Source organism: Lactivibrio alcoholicus (assembly GCF_055390895.1).
In genome coordinates, this window is record NZ_AP042471.1 from 166,293 (window position 1) to 180,477 (window position 14,185).

The following is a 14,185-nucleotide window of genomic DNA, read 5'->3' on the forward strand; positions in this document are numbered from 1 at the left end:
ATTGAAGCATCTCTGTCAATGGCGCTCCAGAGACCCGTCCAGCCGTAATCCTTTTGCCTGAGAGTTTCAGCTCTCCGCTTGCTGACGAAGCGTTGCCCCTTCGGCGTCCCGGACGCACTTTCCGTTCGGGCACTCTCTTACGGCTTTCAACCGGACATTCAGCTGAAATTCTACACGAAGCGGGGTTTTCGTCAAGTACATGTGAACCGTTCGACAATGTCGGGAACCCGTCGCGGATTTGCTATAATCACGTTCGTTATGTACGCGGCTGACAGTGAGGTGGAATCCTTTTTGACACAGGAACGCTTTTTCGAAGGTATCGCCGAAATCCTCGAGGTCGACGCGGCTTCGCTTTCCGCGGAGACGAGATTCCGTGACGTCACGGACACGTGGTCCTCCATGACGGGGTTCGCCATGATCATTTTCCTTGAAGACTCTTTCGGAGTCTCGCTTGACCCCGACCATTTCACATCCCTCGATACTCTGGGAGAACTCTATTCACTGGCGCTTCCCGACGCGCCCCTCAAAGCGAGCGGAGTGAAATGAACCAAACGGAAGCCGTCATTCTGAAGACCGTCGGAGAAATTCTCGAATGTCCCGTTTCATTGACGACGCTCAGAACCGACGTTCCCGAATGGACATCACTCAAGATGCTCCAGATTGTCATGGCCCTCGACGAACTTGGGATCAACCTGCCGCTTGAAAAAATCGCGGATATCCGGGGCGTTTCCGACATGGTCGCGATGGCATCGGAGGAGTCCCGATGAGAGCTTCGGTCCGGGGGGTTTCGGTTCTCGGCGTTTCGGCCTGTGTCCCCGAACGAGAAATCGACAACCGCGAATTCGGAAGATCGCTCTACGGCAAAGACGTCGAATCGGTCGTCGTTACGACTGGCGTCGAGAAGAGGCGGATCGCCACGGAGGGAACGACGACGTCTCTCGACCTCTGCGTCGCCGCCGCGCGAGCCCTTTTCGAGAGAGAAGAATTGGCGCCTTCTTCCCTCGGCGGGATCGTGTTCGTCACGGAAAGCCCGGATTACCTGATGCCGAACGATGCGACGCAGGCGCAACGAATTCTCGGGCTCCCCGAGTCCTGTTTCGCATACGATGTCACCCTCGCGTGCTCGGGATATCCCTACGGCTTGTGGCTCTCCGCCATGTGCGTGCGCTCGACGGGAAAACCGGCGCTTCTTCTCGACGGAGAGACGAATTCCCACTTCGCGTCGCCGTACGACAAAGCTACCGCTCTCCTGTTCGGCGACGCCGGAACGGCGACGATTCTCGCTCCCGACGATTCCGCCGCCCCCTGGTTCTTCGAGTTCAAAACCGACGGCACCGGCAGAGATGCCCTTCTCATTCCCGAGGGAGGCTACAGAAACAGGATCACGCCGGAAAGTTCTGTCTACCGCAAGTATCCTGACGGAGGCACCCGTCGCCCCATCGATATGCGGATGAACGGGATGGACGTCTTCTCTTTTGTGGTACGGAACGTGCCGGGAACTATCGAGTCGCTGATGGAAGAACAGGAATCCACTCCTGAATCATTCGATTTCCTCGTCCTGCATCAGGCCAACAAGTTCATGATCAGGCAGATTGCGAAAAAGCTCCGATTCCCCGAAGAAAAGGTTCCGATCAGCATCGACCGGTTCGGAAACTCCAGTTCGGCGACGATTCCGCTGACCATTTGCGCAAACCTGCGGGATCACATCTCCGAAGGTCCGAAACGAATGATTCTTTCCGGCTTCGGAGCGGGGCTCTCGATCGCGTCCGCGTCTCTTTCGATCGGGCCGTGCGTCTGCCCGGGGGTTGTCGACTATGTGGAATGACGGCTGGATCGTCATCGCAGGAGCCTCGCGGGGCATCGGGCGTGCGCTCGCGCAGCGACTCGCAAGGGAAAATACACGGGTCGTCCTCTCAGCGCGCGACGCCGCCGCGCTCGATGATGTCGCCGCGATGCACGGACCGGAACGCTGCCGGGTGATCCCGTGGGATTTTTCCGTCCCCGAGTCGCTCGAAGAATACGGGAAACGGGTTCTCGAGACGGCCGGTCCCGTCTCCGGAATGGCGTACTGCGCGGGGAAGCAGAAGACGCTGCCGCTGAACATGTCGAAACCGGCGACGGCGAGGGACATTTTCGATCTCAATACCTTCTCGGCAATCGAACTCGTTCGGGTGTTTTCAAAAAAGGAAATCCTCAGCCCGGGCGGGGCGTCGTTTGTTCTCATTTCGTCTCTCGCGGCGCACGAGGGAGCTGTCGGCAAGACGCTCTACGCGGCAAGCAAGGCGGCACTCGAAGGATTCGTCCCGCCTGCCGCCGCGGAACTGGCCCCGAAGCGCATACGTCTCAACTCGCTCGTGCTCGGCATTGTCACGACGGACATGTCGATGGAGTTCATCGGCAAAATGACTGCCGAACAGCGGAACGACATGGAATCCGGCTACCCTCTCGGCCTCGGAGAACCAAACGACATCGCTTCGTTCATCCGGTTCCTTCTTTCGGACGAATCCCGCTGGATCACGGGACAGGCTTTCGTGGCCGACGGCGGACACTCGACAAGGAAGGCGTGACGATGCGGGACATCGCCGTCTACGGCGCCGGCGGACTCGGTCGGGAAGTTCTCAGAATCGCCGAAGACATCAACGCGGCAAAGGACGTCCGCGACCGGTGGCGTCTTCTGGGTTTTTTCGACGACGGTATCCCCGAAGGGACACTGGTCGGAAAATATCCGGTTCTGGGCGGACTCCACCGGTTGCAATCGTGGGCAACACCTGTGGATGTCGCCTTCGGAATCGCCGCGCCGGATATCAAGAAACGACTCGTCGAAGCGCTCGCCGGCAATCCGGACCTTTCGTACCCCGTTCTGTGTCATCCGCTCGCTTCGGTCGCATCCGACGCAACGCTTTCACCGGGCGTCGTCGTCGCACAGTTCGCTTTCGTCTCGCTCGAATCGACCCTCTCCCCCTTCGTCTTCCTGAATACCGGAGCGCAGGTGGGGCATGACTGTCGCGTCGGACGGTACGCTTCAGTGATGCCGTCGGTCAACATCTCGGGGAACGTTTCAGTGGGCGACGCGGCCTTCCTCGGCGTCAAGGCGACGATTCTTCAGGGATTGTCCGTCGGAGAAGGCGCGACCGTCGGGGCCGGAAGCCTCGTCATTTCCGACGTCCCCGCGGGATGCACCGTTCTCGGGAACCCGGCCCGGATCGTGAAACGACCGGCTGAATAGGGAGCCTCGATGAAAATAGCGCTTCTTTCCAACATCACGATCGAAAGCATCGCATCGAAATACCGCTCGGAAACCGGCGACGATGTTTTCGTCCCGCGCGGATACAACACGTGGATGCAGGAGCTCGTCACCCCCGAGTCGGAGATGTACGCCTTCGCCCCCACGCTCGTGTTCGTCCTGCTCGACGGACAGGAACTCATCCCCGACGCGTGGGACGCGGAAAAAGCGATCCAGGCGATCGATTCGACCCTCGGTATTCTCACCGCCACCGCGGAGGCTCACCGGGGAATGACGTTCGTGGTCTCGACGCTCGACATTCCGCACCGTGTCCTTGCGCCGCTCGCGTCGCCCCGCATCGAGGAAACGCTGCGTTCCCGCTGGAGGGAAGGCCTGGACAGAGCGGCCCTTCCGGCGCTGGACCTCTCGGAGATCGTCGCGACGCTCGGACGGTCGCAGTGCTACAGCCCGAAGATGTGGTATCTCGGCGGACTTCGCTTCTCGCAGCCGGGGGAACGCGCCATCGTCAGGGAACTCCTGAGGATTCGGAACGCCCTCGCCGGATCAAGAAAAAAGCTTCTCGCCCTCGACCTCGACAACACGCTCTGGGGCGGCGTCGTCGGCGAAGACGGTGTCGGGGGGCTGGACCTCGCTCCGACCGGATCGGGCGCACGATATTACGATTTCCAGAAGCGCGTCAGGGACCTCCGGAATATGGGCGTCCTGCTTGCCGTCGTCTCGAAGAACACTCCGCAGGACGCCCTCGACGCGATCCGCACCCACCCGCACATGCTGCTTCGCGAAGACGACTTCGTCTCCCTGATGATCAACTGGCAGCCGAAGCCCGAGAATCTCCGGCAAATCGCCGCGACGCTCAACATCGGACTCGACTCCTTCGTGTTCATCGACGACAGCCCGATCGAACGCGAGGCCGTCCGGACGGCGCTTCCAGAAGTCGCCGTTCCGGACTTCCCCTCCGACACGAGCACGCTCGAATCGTTCATCTCGGATATGAGCCGGGATTTCTTTCTGCTCCCCAGGGCGACGGACGAAGACGCGGACAAGACTGAAATGTACAGGGCCGAAGCGAAACGCGAGGGCGAAAAGACAAACTTCGGCACGCTCGAAGACTTCCTCGCATCTCTCGACATGGAGCTCACCCTCTCTCCCCTTTCGGCGCGCGACATCCCGCGAGCGGCGCAGCTCACGCAGAAGACGAACCAGTTCAACACGACGACCCGGCGCTATACGGAGGCCGATCTCGCCCGGATGTCGGCCGATCCGTCATGGTTCATCCGGATCGGCTCCCTCAGGGATCGTTTCGGCGACCTCGGACAGATCCTCCTCCTGATCGCGCGTATCGAAGGGGAAAAGGCGACGATCGACACATTCCTGATGAGCTGCCGAACCATGGGGCGGGGAGTCGAGAACGCTGCCGTCGCCGAAATCGAAAGTGAACTCGAAGAAAACGGAGTAGATCGCATCGAGGCGATCTACATCCCAACCCCGAAAAACTCGCCCGTCGCCGACCTGTGGCCGCGGATGGGGTACGTTCCCGTGTCCGGTTCCGGCGACGGACGACGATACGTCCGCGACCTTCGTGAAACAGTCGACGAATCAGGGGCGGACGTCCGGCGTCCGACAAGCATCCGCATCCTCCGTTCATGAAAATCCTCCTGATAACGCAATGGTTCACCCCGGAACCCGACTTCAAGGGCCTGCCGTTCGCCCGCGAACTTCTGCGGCGGGGGCATGACGTTCAGGTGATCACGGGCTTCCCGAACTACCCCGGCGGACATCTCTACCCGGGATACCGGATCCGATGGCGTCAGCGGGAATGCCTCGACGGCGTCCCCGTACTTCGCGTTCCGCTCTACCCGAGCCACGACCGGTCGAAATTCGGCCGCGCCGCGAACTATCTCTCCTTTTTCGTATCGGCGTCGATCCTCGGCGGAACGATGACCCGGAAGCCGGACGTCATCTACGCCTACCATCCGCCTCTCACGACCGGACTCGCTGCGGCGGTCATCGGCGCATTCAAACGGGTTCCGTTCGTTCTGGACATCCAGGACATGTGGCCCGATACGATCGCCGCGACCGGAATGCTCTCGAACCATCGCCTCCTTCGTTCGATCGGAAGAACCTGCCGGTACGCGTATCGGAAGGCCGCCGCTATAACGGTCCTTTCGCCGGGATTCAAAAAGCTCCTGATCTCGCGAGGAGTTCAGGAAGAAAAGATCCGCGTCGTTTTCAACTGGACCGACGAGCACGCACACTCGCCTCGTCCGCGAAACGCGGAATTCGCCCGTTCCCTCGACCTGCCGGACGACAGGTTCATCGTCATGTTCGCAGGGACGATGGGGCGGGCCCAGGCGCTCGATACCGTACTCGACGCCGCGAAGATCGTCGCCGCGAAAGCTCCGGACGTCCTCTTCGCTTTCGTCGGCAGCGGCATCGAGAGTGAACGGCTCAGGACTCTGGCATCCGCATTGGCAGAAACGACAGGCAATGTCCGTTTCATTCCCCGCCAGCCGATGTCCGTCATGGGAGATGTCCTCGCCTGCGCCGACGCTCTTCTCGTCCACCTCAGAAACGATCCCCTCTTCCGCGTCACGATTCCGTCGAAAACGCAGGCATATATGGCCGTCGGAAAACCGATCCTCATGGGAGTCGAGGGAGACGCTGCGGAGCTCGTCCGCAAAGCAAACGCGGGAATCTGTTTTCATCCCGAAGACGCGGAGGGTCTCGCACGGGCGACCCTGACCCTTCGGGGAATGAGCGCCGACGCGCGCGCCGCTCTCGGAGAAAACGGCAGACAGTTCTACGAAAAAGAGCTATCATTTTCTGCTGGAGTGACAGTTTTCGAGACTCTCTTCGCATCGCTGGCGTCTCGTCCTCGACGGTAAGCCTTGAGAAAACACTCCATTCCACAAAAACAGCAAACGGGAATTCCCGCATGGAGGGAAAAATCATGAAACACTGCGTCGTCACCGGAGGAGCCGGTTTCATCGGGTCAAACATCGTCGGGGCGCTTCTGCGCGACGGAGTTCGTGTTACGGTCCTCGACAATCTCTCGTCCGGCTACGAGTCGAACCTGCTCCCTTTCCCGGACGTCCGTTTCGTCCGAGGAGACGTCCGCGACCCCGAGGCTGTCGGAAGCGCGCTTGAAGGCGCCGATGTCGTCTTCCACCTCGCGGCGTCCGTCGGGAACAAACGATCGATCGACGATCCCGTGACCGATGCGGAAATCAACGTCCTCGGAACCATCCGCGTCCTCGAGGCCGCGAGGAAATACGGCGTCGAAAAGGTCGTCGTCTCGTCCTCGGCGGGTATCTTCGGCGAGCTCAAGACGCTCCCGATCCGCGAAGACCACCAGGTCGAACCGGACTCCCCCTACGGCTGCACCAAACTCTGCCAGGAAAAGCTCTGTCTCGCCTACGCGAAATTGTACGGCATCGACGCGGTCGCACTTCGCTACTTCAACGTCTACGGCCCGAACCAGCGCTTCGACGCATACGGAAACGTCATCCCGATCTTCGCGTTTCAAATGCTCCGCGGCGAACCGATCACGATCTTCGGCGACGGCGAACAGACGCGCGACTTCATCCACGTGGACGACATCGTCCAGGCGAACATCAGAGCCGCCCGAACTCCCTCCGTAACGGGGGCCTACAATATCGCGAGCGCGTCGCGCATCACGATCAACGAACTCGTCCGTCTCCTCGAACTCTCCTCTGGAATCACGCCGATGGTCTCTCACGGTCCTGAACGCCCCGGCGACGTACGGCACAGCCTCGCAGACATATCGAAAGCGCAGGCCGCCTTCGGGTTCTCCCCGACCATCGGCCTCGAAGAGGGTCTTCGCGACTACATGCGGTGGGCCAGACAGGAGGCGGCCCGATGACACAGCGAATACTGGTTCTCGGCGGAACGGGAATGGTGGGGCACAAGATGTTCGAGGTTCTCTCGAAGAGACAGGATCTCGACGTCTGGGCGACGTGCCGAAACCAATCGGAGATCCCCGGCACATTCCCGCGTCATCTGGTCCGGAAGATGCGTCCGCACGTCGACGCCGACAACTTCGACACCATCATCCGGGCGCTCGCGTCGCTTCAGCCGGACGTCGTCATCAACTGCATCGGGCTGATCAAGCAGCTTTCCGGCGCCCAGGACCCGCTGACATCCATCACGGTGAACTCGCAGCTTCCACACAGGATCTCGCTCGTCTGCAGGACAGCCGGCGCGCGCCTGATCCACCTCGGAACGGACTGCGTCTTCGACGGATCGAAGGGATCGTACCGCGAAGACGACCCCTCGGACGCGAAGGACCTCTACGGGCGGACGAAATACCTCGGGGAGGTCTACTACGAGCCTCATTGCGTCACGTTGCGCACGTCGATCATCGGACACGAGATCAAGGGAATGCTCTCGCTCGTCGAATGGTTCATGGCCCAGAGGGGAACGGTGAAGGGATACACGAAGGCCATCTACTCCGGGCTGACGACCGTCGAACTCGCGCGGGTCGTCGCCGACTACGTCCTCCCCAATCCCCAACTGACGGGGCTCTACCACCTCTCGGTCGATCCGATCTCGAAACACGACCTCCTCGGACGCATCGCGGAGACCTACGGGAAGAAAATAACCGTCGTCGCGGACGAAGCCGTCGCAATCGACCGATCGCTCGACTCGACGAGATTCCGGCGGGCGACCGGCTACGCTCCGGACGACTGGACCGGACTCGTACGCGACATGTACAATGACTACGCGTCGTGTCCGTACTACAGGACCTACGACGACACCGAACCGCTGAAAGGATCCGTGAACCGATGATCTTTCAGGACAAACGCGTCCTCGTCACGGGAGGGACCGGTTCCCTCGGAAAGGTGCTGACGCGCCGGCTGCTCTCCGGAGCGCACGGCACGCCGGCGAAGGTCGTCATCTTCTCGCGCGACGAGGCCAAGCAGCATTACATGCGCGTCGAATACCAGCAGCGCGCGCGGGCGACCGACGAAATCATCTACGACAACTTCCGGCAGCTCCTCGAGTTCCGCATCGGGGACGTCCGCCGCTACGACAGCATCCTCCCGGCGGTCCGAGACGCCGACATCATCATCAACGCCGCCGCGCTCAAGCAGGTTCCGAGCTGCGAATATTTCCCATACGAAGCCGTCCTCACGAACATCGCTGGCGCGGAAAACATCGTCCGTTCCATCCGGGAGCACGGACTTCGCGTGGAAACCGTCGTCGGCGTCTCGACCGACAAGGCGTGCAAACCCGTCAACGTTATGGGCATGACGAAGGCCATCCAGGAGCGCGTCTTCATCGCGGCGAATATCCTGACCCCCGGCACGCGATTCATCTGCGTCCGCTACGGAAACGTTCTCGCCTCGCGCGGATCGGTCATCCCGCTCTTCCACGAACAGATCGCGCACGGCGGCCCAATCACCGTCACGACGCCGGACATGACGCGCTTCTTGCTCCCGCTCGAACGCGCCGTGGACACCATCGTCGAGGCCATCGGAAACGCGCGCCGCGGCGAGACCTATATCCCGAGGATTCCGTCCTCCCGCGTCATGGACATCGCGACGACGCTCGCCGGCGACAAGGACATTCCGATCGTCGTCACGGGCATCCGCCCCGGCGAGAAGATCCACGAAATCATGGTGTCCGAAGAGGAAGGCACGAGAACGATCGAACGGAACGGGTACTACGTTATCCGCCCGATGCTGCCGGAAATCGACGGAAGCGACCTCGAAGGCCCGGCACTCGGTCGGGAGTACAGCTCGGGCGACTTCGTCATGACGCCTGAGGAAACGAAAGCCCTGCTCGTCTCCCAGCGCCTCATGCCCGGAGACTCGCTCACGTTCGACGGGGAGTTCCTTCGATGAAAGTCATGACGATCGTCGGCACGCGCCCGGAGATTATCAAACTCTCGCGCGTCATCGCGCTCATCGACGAACATACCGATCACACGCTCGTCCACACGGGACAGAACTTCGACTACGAACTCGGTGAAATCTTCTTTCGCGAAATGGAGATCCGCAAACCCGATGTCTTCCTCGACGCCGCACGCAACAACACCGCCGCGACGATCGGCGCGGTCATCGCGCGTTCCGACGCGATCATGGCAGAGAAGACACCGGACGCGCTCCTCCTCCTTGGCGACACGAACAGCTGCCTCGCTTGCATCGCCGCAAAGCGCCGAAGGATCCCCGTCTTCCATATGGAAGCCGGAAACCGGTGCTTCGACCAGCGCGTCCCCGAGGAGATCAACCGGAAGATCGTCGACCACACGAGCGACATCAACATGCCCTACAGTGCAATCGCGCGGGAATACCTTCTGCGGGAGGGGTTTCCCCCCGATCGAATCATTAAAACCGGAAGCCCGATGTTCGAGATCCTCGCCCACTACCGGGACGCGATCGCGTCGTCGGACGTTCTCTCCCGCCTTTCGCTCGAACCGGAGAACTACTTCGTCGTCTCCGCCCACAGAGAGGAAAATATCGACTCCGACAGGAACTTCTCTTCGCTCGTGTCGCTCCTGAACACGCTTGCAATAGATTTCGGGAAGCGCATCATCTTCTCGACGCACCCGAGAACGAGAAAGAGAATCGAAGCCTCCGGCATCACATTCCACCCGCTCGTCGAAAGCATGAAACCGCTCGGGTTCTTCGACTACGTCACGCTCCAGAAAAACGCGCGCGTCGTCATCTCCGACAGCGGCACCATCACGGAAGAATCGTCGATCCTCAACTTTCCGGCGATCAATATCCGCGAAGCCCACGAACGTCCCGAAGGCATGGAGGAAGGCGCCGTCATGATGACCGGCCTCAATCCCGAGCGGGTTCTGGAAGCCATCTCTATCATCCGTACACAACCAAGAGGTGACGGTCGCTTATTACGAACAGTCGAAAACTACAACGTTCCTAACGTCTCCCACAAAGTGCTCCGGATCATCGAAAGCTACACGGACTATGTCAGACGAGTCGTGTGGAGAGAGGAATAGAAGGGACGGAGGACATGCCGCGAAAGGGGATCATTCTAGCCGGGGGAAGCGGGACACGTCTCTACCCCATAACGTTATCGGTCAGCAAACAGTTGCTGCCGGTCTACGACAAGCCCATGATCTATTATCCGTTGACGACATTGATGTTGGCCGGAATCAGGGAAATACTCATCATCTCGACACCGCACGACCAACCTGCATTCGAGGCGCTCCTCGGTGACGGATCCCAATGGGGAATACGACTCTCCTACGCCATCCAGCCTCGTCCCGAAGGATTGGCGCAAGCGTTTCTCATAGGAGAAGCGTTCATCAACGGAGACAATTCGGCGCTCGTCCTCGGAGACAATATCTTTTACGGTCATGGATTGACCTCGATACTTGAGAAGGCGACATTGAAACAACATGGAGCGACGGTGTTCGGATACCGCGTCAAGGACCCGCAACGTTTCGGCGTCGTTTCGTTCGACGAACATGGAAATGCCCAAACTCTGGAAGAAAAACCGACATCTCCCAAGTCGAACTACGCAGTGGTTGGATTATACTTTTATGATTCCACCGTCGCAGCCAAAGCAAAAACACTCGTCCCGTCCCCGCGCGGCGAACTGGAGATAACGGATTTGAACAGAATGTATCTCGACGAAGGAACCCTGCACGTCGATCTGCTACATCGCGGGTTCGCATGGCTGGACACGGGAACGTATGACAGTCTCCTTGACGCCTCCAACTTCATCGGCACGCTTCAAAACAGACAGGGGCTGATGGTTGCGTGCCCGGAAGAAATCGCCTGGAGAAAAGGCATGATCGACGACGAACGGCTTCTCGCGCTCGCAAAACCGCTTGAAAAAAGCGGATACGGTTCGTATCTTCTTGGGCTCGTCTCAGCGATGCCCAGACAACAATAAGCGAAGAGGGATGAAAAATGGCGATTCCTTTCAACCATCCATACGTTACCGGGAACGAAAACAAGTATATCGCCGAGGTTCTGAAGAGTCGCCGTTTTTCCGGGAATGGTCCGTTCACCCGGAAATGCGAAGCGATTCTTAATGAAATGACGGGGGCGAAAAAAGTGGTCGTGTGCCCCTCTGGAACCGCCGCGCTCGAAATGATGATGATCCTTGCCGACATAGGCCCGGGCGATGAGGTTATCATACCATCCTTTACTTTCAGTTCAACGGCGAACGCCGTCGCGTTGCGCGGAGCACTGCCCGTTTTCGTCGATATCCGTCCCGACACTCTGAATATCGACGAAACGCTTATTGAAAACGCCGTAACGTCTCGGACCAAAGCGATCGTTCCCGTTCACTACGCGGGCGTCGGGTGCGAGATGGATGCGATAACGACCATTGCGAAGCGTCATGGACTTCTGATCCTCGAGGATGCAGCTCAAGGAATCTGCGCCGCATACAAAGGGCACGCTTTGGGATCCATCGGCGAAATGGGCGCGCTCTCGTTCCACGAGACGAAGAACATTCATTGCGGCGAAGGCGGCGCTCTGCTCATCAACGACGAACGGTACATCGAACGCGCCGAAATCGTTTGCGAAAAGGGTACGGACAGAAGCAGATTTTTCCGTGGCGAAGTGGACAAATATACCTGGGTGGATCTGGGATCTTCTTTTCTGCTCAACGAAATATCCGCTGCGTTCCTCTATGCCCAGCTCGAAAATGCGAAAGCAATTACGGATCGCAGGCTGGATTTATGGAATGGGTATTACCGTCTCTGCGAGAAATTCGAATGCGAGCATTTCCTGAGAAGGCCAGTGATCCCAAGTTCCGTTTCCCACAATGGTCATATCTACTACGTCCTGTTCAACGACGGGCGCGCAAGAGACAAAATCATGAAGCATCTGAAAGAAAACGGCATCATGTCCGTGTTTCACTATATACCATTGGATTCGTCTCCGTTCGGATCGCGGAGTTCTTGTCGAACATCCGAACTGGAGGTATCCAGGCGAGCATCCGACACGCTTCTCCGGCTTCCTCTATTTTACGAACTCGATACAGCAGAGCAGGAACGTATTTGCAAACTTCTTGAAGGGCGTTGACCCGGAATGCCTGAACTGCATCCGCTCCCGGATATCCCCGAAGGCATAGTCTCCACCCCGTGGGACTCCGTCATCTTCAACATTCCGACCTTCGAAATATCCGAACCCAAAGAAGAACTCCTTGTCTGGTCGGCCGGCCACAAGGGGCATTTTACACTTCGCGTTCCGTCCGAAAATCGAAAGTTCGACATCGAAAGATACGGCTTCTATTATTGCGATACCCTTATGGAACCTCACTGTAAGAAGTCTTCCTTCCGAGGGCATCACTATCCGACTTCGGAAATTTCCGTATCTTCGAAGTACGATCTCGACGCGATTCTCGATCAATCCCGTCATCTGTTCGAACACGACAGATTTCACAAAGATCCAAACGTTCGACCGGAACACGTTGACACACGGTATCTGAACTGGATCGGCGATCTTCACAAAGGATCCCACCTGTACGCCTTTTTTGTCGACGGGATTCTTGCAGGCTTCTGGTCCTCTATAGGAAACAAAATTCCTCTTCATGCGGTCTTCAATGCGTTCAGCGGAAAAGGGATCGCAAAATATCTATGGACGCAAGGATGCTTATTATTGTTTAGTACCGGGTATGATGAAATATACAGCTCCGTCTCCGTATCGAACCAGCCGGTCATTAACCTGTACGCGTCTCTGGGGTTTAGGTTTTACGCCCCGCTTGACGTATATCATCTGTATAACACATGAAAATATCCGTGATAAGCCCGGTGTACAAAGCTGAAGGGTGCCTCCGCGAACTATACCGACGGCTTCGGGATCAGCTACAGCATCTTTCCGACGAGTACGAAATCATCTTCGTCGAGGATTGCGGCGGTGATGATTCGTGGACAATCCTGTCGGAAATCGCCGCAACAGATTCCAACGTCAAGGCAATCCAATTCAGCCGGAACTTCGGCCAACACTACGCCATAACGGCAGGACTCGCCGCTTGTACGGGCGATTGGGCGGTCGTCATGGATTGTGATTTGCAGGACAGGCCCGAAGAGATTCCCCGGCTCTACGCCAAAGCACAGGAAGGATTCGACATTGTCTGCGCCAGGCGCGGGAAACGAAAAGACCCAATCTGGAAGAGGATTGCATCTCACGTTTTCGTCGCCGTTTTCACGTGGCTTTCCGATATGGACTACGATCCCGAAGTCGCCAACTTCCGGATCCTTTCGCGCAAAGTCATCAACGCCTATTGTTCCATGAGAGAAAGGCTGCGTTTTTTTGGAGGACAACTCCAGTGGCTGGGCTATAATTGCGGTTTCATCAATGTCGAGCATGGCGGACGCTTTGCGGGCGACAGCTCCTATACCTTGAGGAAACTCTTCAAACTTGCGACGGAAACCATTATTGCCTATTCCGATAAACCGTTGCGAATTTCCGTTAAGGCTGGTTTTTTCATGGCGTTTTTCTCCTTCTTGTACGCCATTCAGCTCATCTACCGGAAATATCTTCAGGGAATCCCCGTCGAGGGATGGACCAGCCTCATGGTCTCCGTCTGGTTTCTTGGCGGACTGATCGTGGCGAATCTGGGAATCATCGGAATCTATCTTGGAAAGGTTTTCGATGAAACAAAGAAAAGACCATTATACGTGATCTCAAAAAGGATCAACATTTGATGCGCCTTTTCTCACGCCGTTTTTGGCTCTTACAGGCTGGATATTTTGTGTTTTCACTTTGCGGCGTCTCGTTAAAATTCGCATCGCAATATCCCGTTTTTTCGAAAGAATTTTTTTTACTCTATGCGGCAGGATTGTTTTGCGTTTTGTGTTTTGCCTTAATATGGCAGCAAGTTTTGCGTGCATACGAATTGATGATAGCCTATGCGTGGAGAGGAATTCTTTTTTTATGGACATTTCTATGGGCGGTTCTCTTTTTTGGGGAGTCAGTCACAATGAGAAACGTT

General features: G+C 57.8%; 15 protein-coding genes and 1 riboswitch. All 15 genes read left to right on the plus strand.

Annotated features, from left to right (window positions below; all coding sequences use genetic code 11):
• Positions 1-35: 35 nt before the first annotated feature.
• A riboswitch (glycine riboswitch) is annotated at positions 36-150 on the minus strand.
• A gap of 141 nt (positions 151-291) precedes the next feature.
• Positions 292-546, plus strand: coding sequence for an acyl carrier protein (locus ACZ5IU_RS00860; protein WP_464419573.1), 255 nt, complete (start codon positions 292-294; stop codon positions 544-546).
• Positions 543-767 (plus strand): acyl carrier protein, encoded by a 225-nt coding sequence (locus tag ACZ5IU_RS00865; protein WP_464419575.1) that lies wholly within the window; start codon positions 543-545, stop codon positions 765-767. Before ACZ5IU_RS00860 ends, ACZ5IU_RS00865 begins: the two co-directional genes overlap by 4 nt.
• Positions 764-1,825 carry a 3-oxoacyl-ACP synthase III family protein gene (locus ACZ5IU_RS00870; RefSeq protein ID WP_464419577.1) on the plus strand — a complete coding sequence of 354 codons (1,062 nt, stop codon included), beginning with the start codon at positions 764-766 and terminating at the stop codon, positions 1,823-1,825. Before ACZ5IU_RS00865 ends, ACZ5IU_RS00870 begins: the two co-directional genes overlap by 4 nt.
• Complete coding sequence (locus ACZ5IU_RS00875; RefSeq protein ID WP_464419579.1) at positions 1,815-2,567, plus strand: SDR family NAD(P)-dependent oxidoreductase; 753 nt, start codon at positions 1,815-1,817, stop codon at positions 2,565-2,567. The genes ACZ5IU_RS00870 and ACZ5IU_RS00875 overlap by 11 nt, the downstream gene beginning before the upstream one ends.
• 2 nt (positions 2,568-2,569) lie before the next feature.
• A complete protein-coding gene (locus tag ACZ5IU_RS00880) occupies positions 2,570-3,226 on the plus strand; it encodes an acetyltransferase (protein ID WP_464419581.1) in 657 nt (218 codons plus the stop codon).
• A gap of 9 nt (positions 3,227-3,235) precedes the next feature.
• Positions 3,236-4,891, plus strand: a complete 1,656-nt coding sequence (locus tag ACZ5IU_RS00885) for an HAD-IIIC family phosphatase (RefSeq protein ID WP_464419583.1) — start codon at positions 3,236-3,238, stop codon at positions 4,889-4,891.
• Positions 4,888-6,129 (plus strand): glycosyltransferase family 4 protein, encoded by a 1,242-nt coding sequence (locus tag ACZ5IU_RS00890; protein WP_464419585.1) that lies wholly within the window; start codon positions 4,888-4,890, stop codon positions 6,127-6,129. The genes ACZ5IU_RS00885 and ACZ5IU_RS00890 overlap by 4 nt, the downstream gene beginning before the upstream one ends.
• A gap of 65 nt (positions 6,130-6,194) precedes the next feature.
• On the plus strand, positions 6,195-7,127 hold the full coding sequence (locus ACZ5IU_RS00895; RefSeq protein WP_464419587.1) for an SDR family oxidoreductase: 933 nt from the start codon (positions 6,195-6,197) through the stop codon (positions 7,125-7,127).
• Positions 7,124-8,053 carry a dTDP-4-dehydrorhamnose reductase family protein gene (locus tag ACZ5IU_RS00900; RefSeq protein ID WP_464419589.1) on the plus strand — a complete coding sequence of 310 codons (930 nt, stop codon included), beginning with the start codon at positions 7,124-7,126 and terminating at the stop codon, positions 8,051-8,053. The genes ACZ5IU_RS00895 and ACZ5IU_RS00900 overlap by 4 nt, the downstream gene beginning before the upstream one ends.
• Positions 8,050-9,111 carry a polysaccharide biosynthesis protein gene (locus tag ACZ5IU_RS00905; protein WP_464419591.1) on the plus strand — a complete coding sequence of 354 codons (1,062 nt, stop codon included), beginning with the start codon at positions 8,050-8,052 and terminating at the stop codon, positions 9,109-9,111. The genes ACZ5IU_RS00900 and ACZ5IU_RS00905 overlap by 4 nt, the downstream gene beginning before the upstream one ends.
• Positions 9,108-10,229 (plus strand): non-hydrolyzing UDP-N-acetylglucosamine 2-epimerase, encoded by a 1,122-nt coding sequence (gene wecB, locus ACZ5IU_RS00910; RefSeq protein ID WP_464419593.1) that lies wholly within the window; start codon positions 9,108-9,110, stop codon positions 10,227-10,229. Before ACZ5IU_RS00905 ends, wecB begins: the two co-directional genes overlap by 4 nt.
• A 14-nt stretch (positions 10,230-10,243) precedes the next feature.
• Positions 10,244-11,131, plus strand: a complete 888-nt coding sequence (rfbA, locus tag ACZ5IU_RS00915) for a glucose-1-phosphate thymidylyltransferase RfbA (RefSeq protein WP_464419595.1) — start codon at positions 10,244-10,246, stop codon at positions 11,129-11,131.
• A gap of 17 nt (positions 11,132-11,148) precedes the next feature.
• Positions 11,149-12,273, plus strand: coding sequence for a dTDP-4-amino-4,6-dideoxygalactose transaminase (gene rffA / locus ACZ5IU_RS00920; RefSeq protein WP_464419597.1), 1,125 nt, complete (start codon positions 11,149-11,151; stop codon positions 12,271-12,273).
• Between the two features lie 6 nt (positions 12,274-12,279).
• Positions 12,280-12,981: an N-acetyltransferase family protein gene (locus tag ACZ5IU_RS00925; RefSeq protein ID WP_464419599.1), complete on the plus strand. Its 702-nt coding sequence runs from the start codon at positions 12,280-12,282 to the stop codon at positions 12,979-12,981.
• A gap of 20 nt (positions 12,982-13,001) precedes the next feature.
• Positions 13,002-13,898 carry a glycosyltransferase family 2 protein gene (locus ACZ5IU_RS00930; RefSeq protein WP_464419601.1) on the plus strand — a complete coding sequence of 299 codons (897 nt, stop codon included), beginning with the start codon at positions 13,002-13,004 and terminating at the stop codon, positions 13,896-13,898.
• Positions 13,899-14,185 lie beyond the last annotated feature (287 nt).

Coding starts and splice junctions, on each gene's coding strand:
- ACZ5IU_RS00865 (WP_464419575.1), top strand. CDS start 543: ATGAACCAAACGGAAGCCGTCATTCTGAAGACCGTCGGAGAAATTCTC.
- ACZ5IU_RS00870 (WP_464419577.1), top strand. CDS start 764: ATGAGAGCTTCGGTCCGGGGGGTTTCGGTTCTCGGCGTTTCGGCCTGT.
- ACZ5IU_RS00875 (WP_464419579.1), top strand. CDS start 1,815: ATGTGGAATGACGGCTGGATCGTCATCGCAGGAGCCTCGCGGGGCATC.
- ACZ5IU_RS00880 (WP_464419581.1), top strand. CDS start 2,570: ATGCGGGACATCGCCGTCTACGGCGCCGGCGGACTCGGTCGGGAAGTT.
- ACZ5IU_RS00885 (WP_464419583.1), top strand. CDS start 3,236: ATGAAAATAGCGCTTCTTTCCAACATCACGATCGAAAGCATCGCATCG.
- ACZ5IU_RS00890 (WP_464419585.1), top strand. CDS start 4,888: ATGAAAATCCTCCTGATAACGCAATGGTTCACCCCGGAACCCGACTTC.
- ACZ5IU_RS00895 (WP_464419587.1), top strand. CDS start 6,195: ATGAAACACTGCGTCGTCACCGGAGGAGCCGGTTTCATCGGGTCAAAC.
- ACZ5IU_RS00900 (WP_464419589.1), top strand. CDS start 7,124: ATGACACAGCGAATACTGGTTCTCGGCGGAACGGGAATGGTGGGGCAC.
- ACZ5IU_RS00905 (WP_464419591.1), top strand. CDS start 8,050: ATGATCTTTCAGGACAAACGCGTCCTCGTCACGGGAGGGACCGGTTCC.
- wecB (WP_464419593.1), top strand. CDS start 9,108: ATGAAAGTCATGACGATCGTCGGCACGCGCCCGGAGATTATCAAACTC.
- rfbA (WP_464419595.1), top strand. CDS start 10,244: ATGCCGCGAAAGGGGATCATTCTAGCCGGGGGAAGCGGGACACGTCTC.
- rffA (WP_464419597.1), top strand. CDS start 11,149: ATGGCGATTCCTTTCAACCATCCATACGTTACCGGGAACGAAAACAAG.
- ACZ5IU_RS00925 (WP_464419599.1), top strand. CDS start 12,280: ATGCCTGAACTGCATCCGCTCCCGGATATCCCCGAAGGCATAGTCTCC.